The 17,114-nt window shown below is 59.9% G+C and carries 18 protein-coding genes and 1 riboswitch; of the genes, 5 read left to right on the top strand and 13 right to left on the bottom strand.

Going from position 1 to position 17,114, the window contains the following annotated elements; genetic code table 11:
• Nucleotides 1-201: 201 nt before the first annotated feature.
• Nucleotides 202-594, bottom strand: coding sequence for a YbhQ family protein (locus MXF20_RS00870; protein ID WP_021508485.1), 393 nt, complete (start codon nucleotides 592-594; stop codon nucleotides 202-204).
• 176 nt (nucleotides 595-770) lie between these two features.
• Here MXF20_RS00870 and MXF20_RS00865 point away from each other — a divergent pair, with 176 nt between their 5' ends.
• Genes MXF20_RS00865 through MXF20_RS00855 form a run of 3 tightly spaced genes read left to right on the top strand, consistent with a single transcriptional unit; the run spans nucleotide 771 to nucleotide 3,738 of the window.
• Nucleotides 771-1,532 carry an endonuclease/exonuclease/phosphatase family protein gene (locus tag MXF20_RS00865; protein ID WP_325967097.1) on the top strand — a complete coding sequence of 254 codons (762 nt, stop codon included), beginning with the start codon at nucleotides 771-773 and terminating at the stop codon, nucleotides 1,530-1,532.
• A complete protein-coding gene (gene clsB, locus MXF20_RS00860; RefSeq protein ID WP_325967095.1) occupies nucleotides 1,529-2,773 on the top strand; it encodes a cardiolipin synthase ClsB in 1,245 nt (414 codons plus the stop codon). The genes MXF20_RS00865 and clsB overlap by 4 nt, the downstream gene beginning before the upstream one ends.
• Entirely contained in the window at nucleotides 2,773-3,738 is a 966-nt protein-coding gene (locus MXF20_RS00855; RefSeq protein ID WP_325967093.1) for a lysylphosphatidylglycerol synthase domain-containing protein, read from the top strand. The genes clsB and MXF20_RS00855 overlap by 1 nt, the downstream gene beginning before the upstream one ends.
• Nucleotides 3,739-3,876: 138 nt before the next feature.
• Here MXF20_RS00855 and MXF20_RS00850 read toward each other — a convergent pair whose 3' ends face one another.
• The 7 genes from MXF20_RS00850 to moaA all read right to left on the bottom strand — a co-directional run bounded on the left by MXF20_RS00850 (nucleotide 3,877) and on the right by moaA (nucleotide 8,518).
• Nucleotides 3,877-4,584, bottom strand: a complete 708-nt coding sequence (locus MXF20_RS00850; protein ID WP_021508489.1) for a Bax inhibitor-1 family protein — start codon at nucleotides 4,582-4,584, stop codon at nucleotides 3,877-3,879.
• Nucleotides 4,585-4,641: 57 nt separating this feature from the next.
• Nucleotides 4,642-5,736, bottom strand: a complete 1,095-nt coding sequence (locus MXF20_RS00845; protein ID WP_325967092.1) for a DUF1615 domain-containing protein — start codon at nucleotides 5,734-5,736, stop codon at nucleotides 4,642-4,644.
• Nucleotides 5,737-5,818: 82 nt separating this feature from the next.
• Nucleotides 5,819-6,271 (bottom strand): molybdopterin synthase catalytic subunit MoaE, encoded by a 453-nt coding sequence (gene moaE, locus MXF20_RS00840; protein WP_058775303.1) that lies wholly within the window; start codon nucleotides 6,269-6,271, stop codon nucleotides 5,819-5,821.
• A 2-nt stretch (nucleotides 6,272-6,273) separates the two neighbouring features.
• Nucleotides 6,274-6,519 (bottom strand): molybdopterin synthase sulfur carrier subunit, encoded by a 246-nt coding sequence (gene moaD / locus MXF20_RS00835; RefSeq protein ID WP_325967088.1) that lies wholly within the window; start codon nucleotides 6,517-6,519, stop codon nucleotides 6,274-6,276.
• On the bottom strand, nucleotides 6,512-6,997 hold the full coding sequence (gene moaC / locus MXF20_RS00830) for a cyclic pyranopterin monophosphate synthase MoaC (RefSeq protein WP_325967086.1): 486 nt from the start codon (nucleotides 6,995-6,997) through the stop codon (nucleotides 6,512-6,514). The genes moaD and moaC overlap by 8 nt, the downstream gene beginning before the upstream one ends.
• A 2-nt stretch (nucleotides 6,998-6,999) precedes the next feature.
• Complete coding sequence (gene moaB / locus MXF20_RS00825; RefSeq protein ID WP_325967083.1) at nucleotides 7,000-7,515, bottom strand: molybdenum cofactor biosynthesis protein B; 516 nt, start codon at nucleotides 7,513-7,515, stop codon at nucleotides 7,000-7,002.
• Nucleotides 7,516-7,531: 16 nt separating this feature from the next.
• Nucleotides 7,532-8,518, bottom strand: coding sequence for a GTP 3',8-cyclase MoaA (moaA, locus tag MXF20_RS00820; RefSeq protein ID WP_325967081.1), 987 nt, complete (start codon nucleotides 8,516-8,518; stop codon nucleotides 7,532-7,534).
• Nucleotides 8,507-8,643: riboswitch (molybdenum cofactor riboswitch) on the bottom strand. It overlaps the preceding gene by 12 nt.
• Nucleotides 8,644-8,837: 194 nt before the next feature.
• Between moaA and MXF20_RS00815 the strand changes: the two genes are divergently transcribed.
• A complete protein-coding gene (locus MXF20_RS00815) occupies nucleotides 8,838-9,740 on the top strand; it encodes a uridine diphosphate-N-acetylglucosamine-binding protein YvcK (RefSeq protein ID WP_325967079.1) in 903 nt (300 codons plus the stop codon).
• Nucleotides 9,741-9,770: 30 nt separating this feature from the next.
• Here the strand turns inward: MXF20_RS00815 and uvrB are convergent, their stop codons facing one another.
• Nucleotides 9,771-11,792 (bottom strand): excinuclease ABC subunit UvrB, encoded by a 2,022-nt coding sequence (uvrB, locus tag MXF20_RS00810; RefSeq protein ID WP_325967078.1) that lies wholly within the window; start codon nucleotides 11,790-11,792, stop codon nucleotides 9,771-9,773.
• Between the two features lie 918 nt (nucleotides 11,793-12,710).
• On the opposite strand from uvrB, the gene MXF20_RS00805 reads away from it, so the two are divergent.
• Nucleotides 12,711-13,427 carry an ABC transporter ATP-binding protein gene (locus MXF20_RS00805; RefSeq protein ID WP_021508499.1) on the top strand — a complete coding sequence of 239 codons (717 nt, stop codon included), beginning with the start codon at nucleotides 12,711-12,713 and terminating at the stop codon, nucleotides 13,425-13,427.
• Between the two features lie 40 nt (nucleotides 13,428-13,467).
• Here the strand turns inward: MXF20_RS00805 and bioD are convergent, their stop codons facing one another.
• The 4 genes from bioD to bioB are packed head-to-tail and all read right to left on the bottom strand — an operon-like array spanning nucleotide 13,468 to nucleotide 17,055.
• On the bottom strand, nucleotides 13,468-14,139 hold the full coding sequence (gene bioD / locus MXF20_RS00800; protein ID WP_211725840.1) for a dethiobiotin synthase: 672 nt from the start codon (nucleotides 14,137-14,139) through the stop codon (nucleotides 13,468-13,470).
• Complete coding sequence (gene bioC / locus MXF20_RS00795) at nucleotides 14,136-14,891, bottom strand: malonyl-ACP O-methyltransferase BioC (protein ID WP_325967077.1); 756 nt, start codon at nucleotides 14,889-14,891, stop codon at nucleotides 14,136-14,138. Before bioC ends, bioD begins: the two co-directional genes overlap by 4 nt.
• Nucleotides 14,872-16,023 carry an 8-amino-7-oxononanoate synthase gene (bioF, locus tag MXF20_RS00790; RefSeq protein WP_325967074.1) on the bottom strand — a complete coding sequence of 384 codons (1,152 nt, stop codon included), beginning with the start codon at nucleotides 16,021-16,023 and terminating at the stop codon, nucleotides 14,872-14,874. The genes bioC and bioF overlap by 20 nt, the downstream gene beginning before the upstream one ends.
• Nucleotides 16,024-17,055 carry a biotin synthase BioB gene (gene bioB / locus MXF20_RS00785; protein ID WP_136546844.1) on the bottom strand — a complete coding sequence of 344 codons (1,032 nt, stop codon included), beginning with the start codon at nucleotides 17,053-17,055 and terminating at the stop codon, nucleotides 16,024-16,026.
• Between the last annotated feature and the right edge of the window lie 59 nt (nucleotides 17,056-17,114).

Raw genomic sequence — 17,114 nt, 5'->3', positions numbered from 1 at the left:
GCGATGTAGTTTTCAGGGGGGATATGACGCAGCCTCAAGGCCTGCGTGTGAAAAGGGCACAAACTACCATGCGTAAGAGGGGCAGTGTAGCAGCTTTCCGCAGGAACCGCGACCGGCAAAACGTGGCGTGCTGTGCCGCTGCGCGACGGCGCGTAAAAAAGGAGCCGCGGAGGGCTCCTTTCTTCTTGCTGGCACGTCAGCTTAGCTGCGTTTTTTCTGCACGCGCTGCGGCGGCTCTTTGGCCAGCAGCGACACCAGCGCCGGGCCCACCAGCATCACCACGCCCAGACAACCAATCAGCAGATTGTTGTGGATGAAGCGTGAAATCAGGAACAGCGTCAGCATCGCCGCGCCAAAGTAGTATGTCGTGGTGACTTCTTCGAGAGAGTCACCAAAGCGGCGCAAACGGGCACTACGCTGCAGGGCCAGCATGGTGATGAACACCAGCGCATAAGCTGCCACCAGGGTACTGCTCACTTCGACCAGTGCCTTATGTTTCCAGCCCCACACCAGCGCCGCGATCACCAGCAGGTGCGTCGCAATATGCAGGCAGGTTTGACCGGTAACAATCTGAACACGATTAGACCATTTCATTCTCTTCTCCTGGCAGACCCAACAGGTCGCCCAAGTGTATCTGACCGCAGCCAGACGGATTTCCTCAATGTAAAGCAAATTTCGGATAACACCCTAATTTTCTGTCTCCAGCACCACCCATTTGTGACAAAGACTACACTTTGTTCTGTTGATGATGAAAAGGAGCGCGTCGCAGTATGCCACAAAACACGCAAGGATCTTCATTTAAAGTCCTGACGATCAATACCCACAAGGGGTTCACCAGCTTCAACCGTCGCTTTATCCTGCCGGAACTGCGCGACGCCGTGCGCGCCACTTCGGCAGATATCGTCTTTTTACAGGAGGTGATGGGCACGCACGCCATCCACTCCGCACACATTGAAAACTGGCCGGAAAATTCACACTACGAATACCTTGCCGACACCATGTGGCACGATTTCGCTTACGGCCGCAACGCGGTCTATCCTGAGGGGCATCACGGTAACGCGATACTGTCGCGCTTTCCGATTACCGAATACGTAAACCGCGATATTTCTGTGGCGGGCAGTGAGAAGCGCGGCATGCTGCATTGCCAGATCAGCCTGCCGGACCGGCCACAGCCGATTCACGCGCTGTGCGTGCATCTTGGCCTGAAAGAGAAACACCGTCAGGCGCAGATGCGCATGATGTGTGAAGTGATTGCGTCGCTACCACCGGATGCGCCCCTGGTGGTGGCCGGCGATTTTAATGACTGGCAGGTACGCGCTAACCGCTTTTTGCAGCGTGGAGCCGGTCTGCAGGAGGTGTTTAGCATGAAAAACGGTCGCCCGGCGCGCACCTTCCCGGCGCGCTTTCCACTGCTGCGTCTCGATCGCATCTATATCCGCAATGCGTCGGTGAGCCAGCCGTGGGCGCTGCCGGTGAAACCCTGGTCACATCTGTCCGATCATGCCCCGCTGGCCGTGGAGATCTTCTTATGAATTTCAGCTGGCGCGAAGGTAACCAGCTGCGGCTGCTGGAAAATGGCGATCAATTCTTCCCGCGTGTCTCCGGCGCGATTCAGCGCGCGCAGCGAACGCTGCTGCTGGAGACGTTTATCCTGTTTGAAGATGAGGTCGGTAAAGCGCTGCACCGCGATCTGCTGGCCGCCGCGCAGCGCGGCGTGAAGGTGGAAGTGATGGTGGACGGCTACGGCTCGCCGGACCTGTCAACGCAGTACATCAACAGCCTGACCGAAGCGGGCGTGCGCTTTATTTACTATGATCCGCGTCCGCTGGTGATGGGTATGCGCACCAACGTGTTCCGCCGTCTGCATCGCAAAATTGTGGTTATCGATGAGGAAATTGCGTTTGTCGGCGGTATCAATTTCTCCGCCGAACACAACACCGATTACGGGCCAGAAGCCAAGCAGGATTACGCCGTCGAGGTGAAAGGACCGGTGGTGCTGGACATTGCGCGCTACGTGCAGCAGGCAATCGGCAGCGAACAGGTGACGCGTCGCTGGTGGGGCGCACGCTCCCAGCGGCTGGCAGTCAACGCCCTGCCCGGCGATGCGCAGGTGCTGTTCGTTTATCGTGATAACGATGAGCACCGCGACGACATCGAACAGCACTATCTCGATATGCTGCGCAAGGCGAAGCAGGATGTGATTATCGCTAACGCCTACTTCTTCCCCGGCTATCGCCTGCTGCGTGAGATGCGCAACGCGGCCCAGCGCGGTGTGCGCGTGCGGCTGATCGTGCAGGGTGAACCGGACATGCCGATTGTCAAAGTCGGCGCCGAGCTGCTGTATAACTACCTGGTGGATGCCGGCGTTGAAGTGTACGAATACTGCCGCCGCCCGCTGCATGGCAAAGTGGCGGTGCAGGATCAGCAGTGGTCAACGGTCGGCTCCAGCAACCTCGACCCGCTCAGCCTGTCGCTGAATCTCGAAGCCAACCTGATCATCCACGACCACACCTTCAACCAGACGCTGCGCGATAACCTTGAGCAGCTGCTGGCTGCGGACTGCGTGCGCGTCGATGAAGACAAGCTGCCGCCGCGCACCTGGTGGCAGCTGACCAAGAGCGTCATCGTGTTCCATTTCCTGCGCCATTTCCCGGCGATTGCCGGCTGGCTGCCTGCCCATACGCCCCATTTGTCTCAGGTCGATCCGCCGGTGCAGCCGGAAATGGAAACCCAGGACCGGGTTGAAGCTGATAATGAAGGAGCGAAACCCTGATGAGCAAAAAGAACCCGCGCTGGCAGTTAGCGAAAAAAATCCTTACCTGGCTGTTCTTCATTGCGGTAATCGTGCTGCTGGTGGTTTACGCACGCAAGGTGAACTGGGAAGACGTGTATAAGGTGATCGTCGGCTATAACCGCTACGTGGTGCTGAGCGCCGCCGCGCTGGTGGTGGTGAGCTACCTCACCTACGGCCTGTACGATTTGATTGGTCGCGCCTACTGCGGGCATAAGCTGGCGAAACGTCAGGTAATGCTGGTGTCATTTATCTGTTACGCCTTCAACCTGACGCTGAGCACCTGGGTGGGCGGTGTGGCGATGCGCTATCGCCTCTATTCGCGCCTCGGCCTGCCCGGCGGCACCATTACGCGCATCTTCTCCCTGAGCATTGCCACCAACTGGCTCGGCTATATTTTGCTTGGCGGCGTGGTGTTTGTTGCCGGCATGGTGCCGATTCCGCCCGGCTGGTTTATTGGCGAAGGCACGCTACGGGTGATTGGTGCGGTGCTGCTGGCGATGGTGGCGGTTTATCTTTGGGCCTGTGCTTTCGCGAAGAAGCGCCGCTGGACGGTGAAAGGCCAGCATCTGCAGCTGCCCTCATTGCGCATGGCGCTGTTTCAGTTTGCCGTTTCCTGCGCCAACTGGATGGTGATGGGCACCATTATCTGGCTGCTGCTGGCGCGTGAGGTGGATTATCCGCTGGTGCTGGGCGTGCTGTTAATCAGCAGTATTGCCGGGGTGATTATCCACATTCCGGCGGGCATTGGCGTGCTGGAAGCGGTGTTCCTCGCGCTGCTCAGCGGCCAGCATGCCTCGCACGGTGAGATCATCGCCGCGCTGCTGGCCTATCGAGTGCTCTATTTTATTCTGCCGCTGCTGCTGGCACTGGTGCTGTATCTGTGGCTGGAGAGCCGCGCGAAGCATTTACGGCAGAAGAATGAGCGCAAGATGGCGGCGCGATAAGGCGTGCCAGGCGCAGGCTGAATAACGCGTAATACACAACGCCGCTACGGAGGAGAAGGTGAAACTGGCTGATAAGTACAAACCGTTCACCTGGCCGTAGCGGCGCGATTATTTTGCAGCGTTCCTGACGGGTGACTGTTAACGACGGTTACCGAAAATCCGCAGCAGCATCAGGAACAGGTTGATGAAGTCGAGATACAGTGTCAGCGCGCCCATGATGGAGAAGCGGCGCAAATTCTCTTTATCGTTAACATCAATGCCCTCACCGATGGCCTTCAGTTTCTGCGTGTCATAAGCCGTCAGGCCAACAAACACCACCACGCCGATATAGGTAATCGCCCACATCAGCGCCGGGCTTTTCAGCCAGAAGTTCACCAGCGACGCCAGCAGAATGCCAATCAGCGCCATAAACAGCAGGCTGCCGAAGCGGCTCAGGTCGCGTTTGGTGGTGTAGCCGTAAAAGCTCATGGCACCAAACATGCCCGCGGTAACGAAGAAGGTACTGGCGATCGACGAGTAGGTATAAACGAGGAAAATACTCGCCATCGTCAGCCCGGTCAGCGCGGAATAGAGCATAAACAGCCCGGTCGCCACCGCACCGCTCATGCGCTGCACCATGCCGGAAAGCACAAACACCAGCGCCAGCTGCGCGATAATCAGGCCGAAGAAGGTGATGCGATTGGCAAACACCAGCTCCATGACGGCAGGCGTGCGCGCGGCAAACCACGACACAAACGCCGTCAGCAGTAAACCGCAGGTCATCCAGCCATACACCTGCGCCATATAGGTTTGCAGCCCGGTAGACGCCTGCTGCACGATTGAACCATTACGTGGATATCGATCCATGATGCACCTCTTTAAAAGTTACTGATAACGTCAGTGTGAAGTGTACACCACGGATCGTCAACGGCGTGTCAAACACTGCTGATATCGCCCGTCAACCCGCTGGGCGAACCACGCGGTGGTGAGATTGCGGGTAATTTTCGGGCTCTCCAGCTTGATGCCCGGCAGCACTTCGCGCGGCAGACGTTTTCCCGCCATCTTATCGGCCAGCAGGAAGGTCTGCTTCCACAGCGTGCTGTCGCTGAAGCTTTCGCTGTCGCCCTTCTCCAGATCGCGGCGAATTTCGCGCGGGCTCATGTCCAGCTGCTTCGCCAGCGTGCGTACCGCCAGTTCGGTGGCACCCGCCTGTTCGCTGCCGTAAAGGATCAGATCGCCGTCCAGCGCCAGTTTAATGCCGCTGGCACGCGCCACCGCAGCCTGGAACGCGGCGTTGCGGCTGGCGTACCAGCCGGCGTTGAAGTCAGCAAAGCGATACAGCGGCTGGCTGTAATCGGCCGGATAGCCCAGCAAATGCAGCGTGCCGAAGTAGATGCCGCCGCGCCGGCTGAACACTTCGCGCCGGATCGAGCCGTCAATCGGGTACGGATAGCCCTGCGCATGCGCTTCGGCGAAGGCAATGCTGACCTGCATCGGCCCGCCGGTGTGAATCGGGTTAAGATTGCCGAACAGCTTCTGCCCCATAGGCACCATATCGATAAAGTCATCGAAAATCGCGCTCAGCTCTTTCTCGCTGTGCACCTTATCGAGGCGTGCCGCGTAGCTCTCGCCGTTGGAGGATTTGATCAGTAACGCGGTGCGCACCAGAAACGCCGGCACGTGCACGCTGGCAGCGCGTCGGTCGATTTCCGCCCAGGCGATTTTGGGCAGACCCGGCACGCTGGCATCGGCGCTGAAGTTCGATTCCTGATCGGTCACGGCGATCACCGCGCAGATATTGCTGGCGCTGGCGTCGATGTGCTGTACGCGCAGCGCGGTATAGATGTCGTCGGCCCAGGCCGATTTTTGCGTCACGTGGGCGGGCAGCAATTGCTGGATTTGCGCTTTCACGTCAGCGGGCTGGCGGGCCGGCAGCTGCGGCTCCTTTTTGGTGCTGCATCCGGCCAGCACCAGCGCAGCCAGCAGCGCTGCGCCTCGTAATATCGTGGTGGTGTTCATCCTGCTCCCTGATAAGCCAGCAAAAACCGTACCTTACCGTTTTCGTGGTCTGGCGGCTATCAGCGCGGGCGGATTTTGCGTGCTAGTTCCAGCGTTCGGCGGCCTGATGGTCGCTGTCGCGGGCATCGACCCAGCGATCGCCCTGCGCGGTGGCTTCACGCTTCCAGAACGGCGCGCGGGTTTTCAGGTAATCCATGATGAATTCACTGGCGGCAAAGGCACTGCCGCGATGGGCGCTGCTGACGCCAACGAACACGATCTCCTCGCCGGGGAACAGTTCGCCCACGCGATGAATCACCGTCACCTGCTGCAGCGCCCAGCGCTGACGCGCATCCGCCACAATCTCCGCCAGCGCTTTTTCCGTCATGCCGGGATAATGCTCCAGCGTCAGTGCCGCCACGCTGTCACCGAGATTGTGGTTGCGGACTTTGCCGGTGAAGGTGACGACCGCGCCGTCGCTGTCATGCGCCGCCAGCAGCGCATACTCGTCGCCAACGTTAAACGGCGCGCTGCCGACGCGAATTCGGGTTGTCATGCTCAGCCTCCGGTAACCGGCGGGAAGAACGCCACTTCATCGCCGGCGCGCAGCGGATGGCTCATCGGCACCAGCGTCTGATTCACCGCCGCCAGCAGCTTGCCGGATTCCAGCGCCAGCGCCCAGCGATCGCTTTTCTGCGCCAGCGCAGCGCGCAGCGTGGCAACGTCAGCATACTCTGCCGCCAGATCCAGCGCGGCGGTGCCGGTCAGTTCGCGCACCTGGGCAAAAAACAGCACCTTAATCATGGCGCACCGCCTGAAAATCACCGGACTTGCCGCCGCTTTTGCTCAGCAGTCGCAGCTGATCGATGACGATATCTTTCTGCACCGCTTTGCACATGTCGTAGATGGTGAGCGCCGCGACCGACGCGGCGGTCAGCGCTTCCATTTCCACGCCGGTTTTGCCGCTCAGGCGACAGCGCGAGGTAATGCGTACGCGGCTGTGCTCCGGCTCAGCCATCAGCGTCACTTCAACTTTGCTCAGCATCAGCGGATGGCACAGCGGGATCAGTTCCCAGGTGCGCTTCGCCGCCTGGATGCCGGCAATACGTGCGGTGGCGAACACATCGCCTTTGTCGTGACTGCCGTCGAGGATCATCTGCAGCGTGGCTGGCTGCATCAGCACCAGCGCTTCCGCCTGCGCTTCTCGCACGGTGTCAGTTTTACCGGAGACGTCCACCATGTGGGCTTCGCCGGCGGCATTGATATGGGTTAACGAGGACATACTTATAACTTCTTCAAATGTGAGACAAAATTACACGGACGCGTACGCGCATCCAGCTGAGCTTCAATGATCCGCTCCCACGCGCTGCGGCAGGCACCGGTTGAGCCCGGCACGGCAAAAATCAGCGTCTGGTTGGCCAGGCCGGCCACCGCACGCGACTGCAGCGTCGCGCTGCCGATCTCCTCGTATGAGATCATGCGAAACAGTTCGCCAAAGCCGTCAATTTCGCGGTCCAGCAGCGGCAGCAGCGCTTCCGGCGTGCTGTTTTTACTGTTGAAGCCGGTACCGCCGTTAATCAGCACCACCTGCACATCTTCACTGGCGATCCAGCGCGATACCGTGGCGCGAATACGATAGCGGTTGTCCGGCACGATGGCGTGATCCACCACCTGATGACCGGCTTCGCTCAGCGCCTCACGCAGATAGTCGCCGGAGCTGTCACTGCTGGCGTCGCGGCTGTCAGAGACGGTCATCACCGCCACATTTAAGGCGACAAAATCGCCGGAAGGTTTGCCCATGGCCGTAACTCCTGTGTTAGCCACCAATAAAGGAGAGGTTCTGCGTGATGCCGGTGTTGCCCTGATGCAGGAAGTGCGTCTGCTTTTTCTGCCCGAGGCTGTGAGCGATGCGCGCCTGCAGCTCGGCCTGTTGATCGTCAGAAGCCAGCAGATCGCGCAGCGGCACGCCGCCGTCGCCAAACAGGCACAGATGCAGGTTACCGATCGCGGATACGCGCAGGCGATTGCAGCTGGCGCAGAAATCTTTTTCATACGGCATGATCAGCCCGATTTCGCCCTGGTAATCTGGATGGCGAAATACCTGCGCCGGGCCATCGCTGCGGCCGCGCAGCTGGCGCTGCCAGCCCTGCATGATCAGCTGATCGCGGATCACCTCGCCGGACACATGGTGACGGCGGAACAGATCGCCGCCCTCACCGGTTTCCATCAGCTCAATAAAGCGCAGCTGAATCGGCCGGTTGCGAATCCACGCCAGAAAGGTCTCCAGGCTGTGGCTGTTGACGTCGCGCATCAGCACGCTGTTGACTTTGACGGTGCTGAAACCGGCGTCAAAAGCCGCATCAATCCCCGCCATGACTTCGTGAAATTTGTTCTGCCCGGTAATGGCGTGAAACTGCCGCGCATCGAGGCTGTCGACGCTGACGTTGATATGGGTAAGGCCGGCCGCACGCCACGCGCGCACGTCACGCGCCATGCGGTAGCCGTTGGTGGTCATGGCGATCTGGCGGATCGCCGCGTTGTCGCGCACGGCGGCAATGATATCGGTGAAGTCGCGCCGCATTGAGGGCTCGCCGCCGGTGAGGCGCACCTTTTCGGTGCCCGCCGCCGCAAAGGCACGCGTCACGCGACGAATCTCATCCAGCGAGAGAAAACTTTTGTTGTGCACGCCGTTCGGCCGGTAGCCGTCGGGCAGGCAGTAGGTACAACGGAAGTTACACACGTCCGTGACCGACAGGCGCAGATAATAAAAGCTGCGCGCATAGGCATCTGTAAATTGTGGCACCTGAACACCTTTCCAAAGTACGGGAGATGCAGTCATTTCTTTCTGCACCCTGGCAGCACGCGGCTGCGGCCAGGCATCCATATCACACGACTTAGGAACGCAAGGCTTGGGAGTCTGTTGTCATTGTGGACAACACGGTTAACGCAAATGGTAGCGCGATTTGTCGCTCGCATCCATCGCCATTTTTCGCTATATATGTTGATACATAACGTTATTTCACCGCATTTTCGCGACAGGATACGGTAAAATGCGCGACAGATATTGATACACATCAGTTGAACGCCGTCTGCACCGCACGTGCGGCGTTTTAAGGAGCAGCATGAATCGTACCCTGGCAGATTTGGATCGCGTGGTAGCACTCGGCGGCGGCCACGGCCTTGGCCGCGTCATGTCGGCGCTGGCGCCGCTGGGATCACGCCTGACCGGCATCGTCACCACCACCGACAACGGCGGATCCACCGGCCGCATACGCCGTTCAGAAGGCGGCATTGCCTGGGGCGACATGCGCAACTGCATTAATCAGCTGATCACCGAGCCCAGCGTGGCATCCGCCATGTTCGAGTACCGCTTTACCGGCAACGGCGAACTGGCCGGGCATAATCTGGGCAATCTGATCCTGAAAGCGCTCGATCACCTCAGCGTGCGCCCGCTGGAGGCCATCAACATTATCCGTAACCTGCTGAAAGTGGATGCGTTTCTGATCCCGATGTCGGAGCAGCCGGTGGATCTGGTGGCGCAGGATAGTGAAGGCAATATGGTGTACGGTGAAACGGCGATTGACGAAATGAAGCAGGCGCCGGAAGAGCTGATGCTGCACCCGAATGTGGTGCCGACGCGCGAAGCGCTGGACGCCGTCGCCGAAGCCGATTTGATCCTGATTGGTCCCGGCAGCTTTTACACCAGCCTGATGCCGATCCTGTTGATGGAAGAGATGGCGCGCGCGCTGCGCCGGACGCCCGCCACCATGGTATTTATCGGTAATCTCGGGCGCGAACTGAGTCCGGCGGCGGCCAGCCTGACGGTCGCCGACAAGCTGGCGGTAATGGAAAAAGCCATTGGCAAACGGGTAATTGATGCCGTGGTAGTCGGCCCGTCCGCAGACACGCGCGGCGTCAGCGATCGCCTGATCGTGCGCGAACCGCTGGAAGCCGCCGATATCCGCTATCGTCACGACCGCCAGCTGCTGCGCCTCGCGCTGGAACATGCCATCCAGGCGGTTTAGCCGGCGCGCAACGCGACTGCCGGCCTCACGTTAAGAGGCAGCGATAAACAGTTCCCGCAGCTCATGCAGCTGGTCGCGCACCCGCGCGGCCTCTTCGAATTCGAGGTTCTGCGCGTGCTGCTGCATCTGCCCTTCCAGCTCGTGGATTTTCTTCTGCATGGCCTGTGGCGTGAGCGCCAGATAGCTGGCCTCGGCTTCGGCGGCAGTGCGTGAAGCCGTTTTGCCTTTGCCGCGCGTTTTCACCACGTTTTTGCCGAGCTCAAGAATATCGGTGATCTTCTTGTTCAGGCCCTGCGGCACAATGCCGTGCTCTTCGTTATAACGCTGCTGCTTCTCGCGGCGGCGCTCGGTCTCTTCCATCGCCCGCGCCATGGATGGCGTGATTTTGTCGGCGTAAAGAATCGCTTTACCGTTTACGTTACGCGCCGCACGACCGATGGTCTGAATCAGCGAACGCTCGGAGCGCAGGAAGCCCTCTTTATCGGCGTCGAGAATCGCCACCAGCGACACTTCCGGCATATCCAGCCCTTCACGCAGCAGGTTAATGCCGACCAGCACGTCGAATTCGCCGAGGCGCAGATCACGAATGATCTCCATGCGTTCAACGGTATCAATGTCCGAATGCAGGTAGCGCACTTTCTCGCCGTGCTCTTCGAGGTACTCGGTAAGATCTTCGGCCATGCGTTTGGTCAGCGTGGTGACCAGCACGCGCTCGTTGATTTCGACGCGCTTGCGGATCTCCGACAGCAGATCGTCAACCTGGGTGCCCACCGGGCGCACCTCAAGAATCGGATCGAGCAGGCCGGTAGGTCGCACCACCTGATCGACGACATCGCCGCCCGATTTTTCCAGTTCGTAGTTCCCCGGCGTGGCCGAGACGTAAATGGTCTGCGGCGCCTGCGCTTCAAACTCTTCGAAGCGCATTGGACGGTTATCCAGTGCCGACGGCAGGCGGAAACCGTACTCCACCAGCGTCTCTTTACGCGCGCGGTCGCCGCGATACATACCGCCAATCTGTGGAATGGTAACGTGCGATTCGTCAACCACCAGCAGGCCGTCAGCCGGCAGGTAGTCGAACAGCGTTGGCGGCGGCTCGCCCGGCCCGCGTCCGGAGAGATAGCGCGAATAGTTTTCAATGCCCGAGCAGTAACCCAGCTCGTTCATCATTTCAAGGTCAAACTGGGTGCGCTGGGTGATGCGCTGCTCTTCCAGCAGCTTGTTGTTCTCCAGCAGCACCTTGCGCCGCAACGCCAGCTCATCCTTAATCTCTTCCATCGCCTGCAGAATACGCTCGCGCGGCGTCACGTAGTGCGTTTTCGGGTAGATGGTGAAACGCGGAATCACTGAGATCACCTGGCCAGTGAGCGGATCGAACAGCGACAGGCGCTCAACCTCTTCATCAAACAGCTCAACGCGCAGGCCAATATCATCCGATTCCGCCGGGAAGATATCGATCACTTCGCCACGCACGCGGAAGGTGCCGCGCTGGAACACCTGGTCGTTGCGGGTGTACTGCAGCTCGGCGAGGCGGCGCAGGATGCTGCGCTGATCGATGATCATGCCGCGCGTCAGGTGCAGCATCATTTTCAGGTAGAGATCGGGATCGCCCAGGCCGTAGATGGCAGAAACCGACGCCACCACAATCACGTCGCGGCGCTCCAGCATAGCTTTGGTGGCGGAGAGACGCATCTGCTCAATGTGCTCGTTCACCGCCGCGTCTTTCTCGATGAAGGTGTCGGAGCTGGGGACGTACGCTTCCGGCTGATAGTAATCGTAGTAGGAGACAAAAAACTCCACCGCGTTATCCGGGAAGAACTCTTTCATCTCACCATACAGCTGCGCCGCCAGCGTTTTATTGGGAGCCATCACCATGGTCGGCCGGTTGAGGTCGGCGATGACGTTGGCGATGGTAAAGGTTTTCCCCGAACCGGTTACGCCCAGCAACGTCTGGTGCGCCAGTCCATCTTCCAGCCCCTCTTCCAGACGACGAATCGCCTCGGGCTGATCGCCTGAAGGTTTGAAAGCGGAGTTGAGTTTAAAAGCTTTACTCATGGTATTACGGTTCCTGCAGAAGAAGTCGGCGGGCAGGCTGGTAATTCTACTCCGCTATGGCGATTTTGCCAGAAAATAATACTGGATATAATTACAGATATCCTGCACGATGATGGGGAGAAGCCGCGATTCGCTTCAGCGTAATTTATGCGGTGTGACGGAAGCATTTGTTGCGCAAGGTTATCCCCAGACGGGCAGCGCTTTTAACAATTGTCAATAGAGCGTCATTAAATTGCAGTGAGATGACAAGCCAGACAATTCTCAGGCTTGCTTTTAAATAAGTTATTGATTTATAGGATTTCACCTCAAAAGCCCAGTTTCGCAGCATTATGTATGTAACCCGCGTATTTCCTCGCTTGCGCCCGGTTTTCAGTCGCTAATGCACAAGGTTATCCACAGGAATAGTGGATAACTGAATCCAGCCCCGCGCCCATCGGCTGTGTATAATTTTCCCCTCGCTTATCCTGCCGTGCGAAAAAAATTTTTTTGCGATTATTTTTCCATCATCCCGCCTGGCGTTAACTATTCTTTTGGCGTAGCACACCGTGCCGCAACGCAAAAAAGCCCGGTGTCAAGGCCACTTATTTCTTCAGTCCCTGCCTTATCACAGTACAGATGCACCAGAAACGTTTAGCTGTCAGCACCGTCAAAGTGCAGCCGGGTTATTACTGCGGGCAATTGTTAAGCTTTGCTCATCATTAATGGCGAATTTCGCTGCCTTTTACCCCTGATTCGGCTGATTTAGCGGATCTGGCCTGGGAATTGCAGTGAATTACCGGTGGAGTGACGAGTCCATGTCGGCAGCGCATATTGCCGCCGCCGGCGACAGCAGGGTCCCAATAGCCATCGTGCATGACTGTATGCCAGACGACACAGAGCGGGAGCATTCAGGCGAATAATCTGGAAGGAGAGTGTCAGATGCTGAGTTTACGTTCGGTGAATCAATTTTACGGTCAGAACCATATTTTATGGGATGTGGATCTCGATCTGCCGCCAGGCACCTGCACCGGCGTGCTGGGCAGCCCGGGCATGGGCAAAACCACGCTGGTGAACTGTATTATGGGCCGTCTGCCGATCAACAGCGGCTCGATGACCTGGCAGGAAGATGGCGCGCCGCCGGAAAACCTGCTGCTGCAGCCCGCCGAGCAGCGCGCGCGCATGGGCATCGGCTACGTGCCGCAGGGACGCCATATTTTTTCCCAGATGAGCGTTGAGGATAACCTGCTGATTGCGCTAATGGCGGCGCAGGACGATCGCAGCCGCGCCATTCCCGAGATGGTGTTCGATCTGTTTCCGGCGCTCTACTCGCTGCGTCATCAGCGCAGTGGCGAACTGCCGATGGATCAGCAGCAGCAGCTGGCCTTGGCGCGCGCGCTGGTGCTGCAGCCGAAACTGCTGATCCTCGATGAGCCGACTGAAGGCATGTCGCCGTGGCTGGAAGAGGAGATGGGCAATCTGATTCGCCGCCTGAACCGCGACTATGGCCTGACGATTTTGCTGCTGGAGCAGCACGTGTCGTTTATTCGCCGCGTGGCGGACTATTTTCTGCTGCTGCATCGCGGCCGCAACGTGGCGCAGGGCAGCGTGGCGCAGCTGGATGATGTCACCGTGAGTAAGTGGTTAACCGCCACCTAGCGTTGCGGGGATTGCGGCGCAGGCTGCTGCGCCGCGTAATTTACTGTGGCAGGGTAAGGTAGCGGCCACAATCAGCCTGCTGTGCCGCACTGCTCAGCCACGGAATCTCCCCGAGGAAGGGGGCTGCAATGCGCTGCTGCAGCGTTGCCAGATATTCCGCATGTCGCTTGCCCGGCGGCTGAATGTCGTTGGCAATCCAGCCCGCTAAGCGCAAACCGCGCGCTGTCACCGCTTCCGCCGTCAGCATGGCGTGGTTGATGCAGCCGAGCTTCACGCCCACCACCAGAATCACCGGCAGCTGCTCAGCGGCGACCCAGTCGGCATAGGTTTGCGTCGCGGACAGCGGCGTGAACCAGCCGCCTGCGCCTTCCACCAGCACCCAGTCAGCCTGCTGCTCCAGGGCGCGCAACCCAGCGGAGAGCTGCGCAAATTCAATTGGCCTGCCCTCTTCCGCGCTGACGATGTGCGGCGACGTCGGCTCCATAAACGCCAGCGGATTGACCTGTTCATAGCTCAGCGCCAGGCTGCTGTAGCGCTGCAGCGCCAGCGCGTCGCTGTTGCGCACGCCCTCTGGCGTCATCTCGCAGCCGGAGGCCACCGGCTTGTAGCCGGCGGTGCGTAACCCCGCGGCGCTCGCCGCCTGCAGCAGGGCGCCGCTGGCGACCGTTTTGCCTACTTCGGTGTCGGTTCCGGTGATAAACCAGCGTGTCATTTGCGTAAAACTCCATACATCAGGTGATAGCTAAGACGATAGCCGTGCGCATCCTGCGGCCAGTGCTGCTCCAGCTGCGCCAGCTGCGGGCGCGTCAGCAGGGCTGCCTGCCGTCCTTCATGCAGATGCGTCGCGCCGATGCCTTTCAGCGAGCGCATGGCGCTCAGCGCGCTGGGGAAATGCAGCGTCACGATCTGCGTCTGGCTGCGCAGCGGCAGGCCAGCGGTCGCCGCGGCAAAGGCATCGTCGCTGAGAAAGCGATTGGCGTGACGGCGACCATCGATCTGCGCCCACGCCTGATGCACCTCCTGCAGCGAGCCGTCGAGCAGCGTCGAGAACAGCACGCTACCGCCCGGGCGCGTCACGCGCAGAAACTGCTGCAGCGCGGTGCGCAGATCGCTGCTCCACTGCACCGCAAGGTTGCTCCAGACGCCGTCGACGCTGTTATCCGCCAGCGGTAACTGGTCGATATCGCCCTGTAAATAGTCCTGCGCCGACTGCTGTTCGCGTGCCGCCTGCAGCATCGCCGGCGACAGATCCAGCGCACAAACCTGGCGACCGCGATCGCGCCAGTAGCGGCTGAACCAGCCGGTGCCGCAGCCGGCATCCAGCAGCTGCGGCCCAAATCGCGCCGGTGCCAGCGCCAGCAACGCCTCGCCGCTCTGGCGCTGCAGCTGGGCATGCTGTTCGTAGTGCGCGGCCGCCCGGCCAAACGCCTGCGCCACCGCCTGTTTATTCACCTGCAGCGTCATACAGCGCCTCCAGCAACGCGTCGATATCTTCGGGATGATGCGCGGCGGTGAGCGTAATGCGCAGCCGCGCCGTGCCAGGCGGCACCGTCGGAGGCCGGATGGCGCTCACCCAGCAACCGGCCTGCGCCAGCCGCTGTGACAGCGCCAGCGCGGCGCGGTTTTCGCCGACGATCAGTGGCTGAATGGCACTGTCAGAGGCCATCAGCTGCCACGGCAACTGCGCCGCGCCCGCGCGAAAGCGGGCAATATTCTGCTGCAGCCGGGCGCGCAGCGCGTCGCCCTGCTGAATCTGCTGCAGCGCCGCCAGCAATGCACAGCACTGCGCCGGCGGCATGGCGGTGGAATAGATTAAATGGCGCGAGAATTGCTCAACGTAATCCGCGGTGGCGTCATCACACAGCAGCGCTGCGCCACTGACGCCAAATCCTTTGCCAAAGGTCACCACCAGCAGCTCTGGTTTCACCTGCTGCTGCCAGCAGCTGCCGCGCCCCTGGTCGCCGGTAACGCCAATGCCGTGCGCATCGTCCACCAGCAGCCAGCCGCCCGCGCGCCGGGTTTCGGCTGCAATGTCGGCCAGCGGCGCGCTGTCGCCATCCATGCTGAATACGCCTTCGGTTACCACCAGCGTGCCCCCTTCGGCGCGCGTTGCCAGTAGCTTCGCCAGGCTGGCCGGCTGGTTGTGGGCAAAACGGCGCAGCGTTGCCGGGCTGTGGCTGGCGGCATCCAGCAGTGAGGCGTGCGCCAGTTTGTCAGCGATAATGCGATCGGACGGTTGCGCCAGCAGATGGATCACCGCCTGGTTGGCGGCAAAGCCGGAGATAAACAGTAGCGTGCGCGGGTAGCCAAGCCAGGTCGCCAGCTGCTGCTCCAGCTGCGCATGATGGCGGCTGTAGCCGGTGACGTGGCCGGAAGCCCCGGCACCGGCACCCGCCTCGTGCGCGCCCTGCTGCCAGGCGGCAATCACCGCCGGATGCTGGCTCAGGCCCAGGTAATCATTGCTGGAGAAGTGGCGATAGCGCTGCCCGTCGAGGGTAATCTCACGCACGCTGTTGTGCTCAACGCGCCGCCGCTGCCGCCAGCCGTCGGCGGCGCGCTGTGCCGACAGCGCCTGCGCGATACGTTCAGACCACATTTACACCGCCGCGTTGTAGAACTGTTCGCTGTCAGCGTGCATCAGCTGTTCGCTGAGTTGATGCTGCTGTTCATTGTCGCCTGCAGTCGTTGCGGTGTGCTCCGGATTCAGGCCCAGCTTGCGGAACAGGATCAGATCTTTGTCCTCTTCCGGGTTTGGCGTGGTCAGTAGTTTGCAGCCGTAGAAAATTGAGTTGGCCCCTGCCATAAAGCACATCGCCTGGGTCTGTTCGCTCATCTGCTCGCGGCCGGCCGACAGGCGCACGTGTGAGGTCGGCATCATGATGCGCGCTACGGCAATGGTGCGGATAAAATCGAACGGCTCGACGTCATCGTTATCCGCCAGCGGCGTGCCTTTGACTTTCACCAGCATGTTGATCGGCACGCTCTCCGGCGGCGTGGGCAGGTTGGCCAGTTGCACCAGCAATCCGGCGCGATCGTTGACCGTTTCGCCCAGTCCGACAATGCCGCCTGAACACACTTTGATGCCGGCGTTGCGCACTTTATCCAGCGTATCGAGACGCTCCTGATAAGTGCGGGTGGTGATGATGCTGCCGTAAAACTCCGGCGAGGTGTCGAGGTTATGGTTGTAGAAATCGAGCCCGGCACTGGCCAGCCGCTGTGCCTGATCGTGGTCAAGCGTTCCCAGTGTCATGCAGGTTTCCATGCCCATGGCTTTCACGCCCTGCACCATCTGCTCCAGGTACGGCATGTCGCGCTCGTGCGGGTTTTTCCACGCCGCGCCCATGCAGAAACGGCTGGAACCGGCTGCTTTCGCCTTGCGCGCCGACTCCAGCACCGCTTCCACTTCCATCAGGCGCTCGGTTTCCAGCCCGGTTTTGTAACGCGCGCTCTGCGGACAGTATTTACAGTCTTCCGGACAGGCGCCGGTTTTGATCGACAGCAGCGTGCTGACCTGCACCTGACGCGGGTCGAAGTGCTGGCGGTGCACCTGCTGTGCTTCAAACATCAGCTCGAGAAAAGGTTTATCAAACAGCGCCTGAGCCTGAGCCAGTGTCCAGCGATTAGCCATTGCTTACTCCAAAAAAGGGGGTTCATCCTGACGATTAACGTGGTTATACTTGTAAACTA

The sequence above is a fragment of the Pantoea dispersa genome, assembly GCF_035783935.1.
GTDB classification, from domain to species: domain Bacteria; phylum Pseudomonadota; class Gammaproteobacteria; order Enterobacterales; family Enterobacteriaceae; genus Pantoea; species Pantoea dispersa_C.
Note: the sequence above shows the minus strand (reverse complement) of the source record. Positions and strands in the feature narration are given on the sequence as shown.

Bases quoted from the DNA above. Each gene is read 5' to 3' on its own strand.
- MXF20_RS00870 (WP_021508485.1), bottom strand. From the start codon at position 594: ATGAAATGGTCTAATCGTGTTCAGATTGTTACCGGTCAAACCTGCCTG.
- MXF20_RS00865 (WP_325967097.1), top strand. From the start codon at position 771: ATGCCACAAAACACGCAAGGATCTTCATTTAAAGTCCTGACGATCAAT.
- clsB (WP_325967095.1), top strand. From the start codon at position 1,529: ATGAATTTCAGCTGGCGCGAAGGTAACCAGCTGCGGCTGCTGGAAAAT.
- MXF20_RS00855 (WP_325967093.1), top strand. From the start codon at position 2,773: ATGAGCAAAAAGAACCCGCGCTGGCAGTTAGCGAAAAAAATCCTTACC.
- MXF20_RS00850 (WP_021508489.1), bottom strand. From the start codon at position 4,584: ATGGATCGATATCCACGTAATGGTTCAATCGTGCAGCAGGCGTCTACC.
- MXF20_RS00845 (WP_325967092.1), bottom strand. From the start codon at position 5,736: ATGAACACCACCACGATATTACGAGGCGCAGCGCTGCTGGCTGCGCTG.
- moaE (WP_058775303.1), bottom strand. From the start codon at position 6,271: ATGACAACCCGAATTCGCGTCGGCAGCGCGCCGTTTAACGTTGGCGAC.
- moaD (WP_325967088.1), bottom strand. From the start codon at position 6,519: ATGATTAAGGTGCTGTTTTTTGCCCAGGTGCGCGAACTGACCGGCACC.
- moaC (WP_325967086.1), bottom strand. From the start codon at position 6,997: ATGTCCTCGTTAACCCATATCAATGCCGCCGGCGAAGCCCACATGGTG.
- moaB (WP_325967083.1), bottom strand. From the start codon at position 7,515: ATGGGCAAACCTTCCGGCGATTTTGTCGCCTTAAATGTGGCGGTGATG.
- MXF20_RS00815 (WP_325967079.1), top strand. From the start codon at position 8,838: ATGAATCGTACCCTGGCAGATTTGGATCGCGTGGTAGCACTCGGCGGC.
- uvrB (WP_325967078.1), bottom strand. From the start codon at position 11,792: ATGAGTAAAGCTTTTAAACTCAACTCCGCTTTCAAACCTTCAGGCGAT.
- MXF20_RS00805 (WP_021508499.1), top strand. From the start codon at position 12,711: ATGCTGAGTTTACGTTCGGTGAATCAATTTTACGGTCAGAACCATATT.
- bioD (WP_211725840.1), bottom strand. From the start codon at position 14,139: ATGACACGCTGGTTTATCACCGGAACCGACACCGAAGTAGGCAAAACG.
- bioC (WP_325967077.1), bottom strand. From the start codon at position 14,891: ATGACGCTGCAGGTGAATAAACAGGCGGTGGCGCAGGCGTTTGGCCGG.
- bioF (WP_325967074.1), bottom strand. From the start codon at position 16,023: ATGTGGTCTGAACGTATCGCGCAGGCGCTGTCGGCACAGCGCGCCGCC.
- bioB (WP_136546844.1), bottom strand. From the start codon at position 17,055: ATGGCTAATCGCTGGACACTGGCTCAGGCTCAGGCGCTGTTTGATAAA.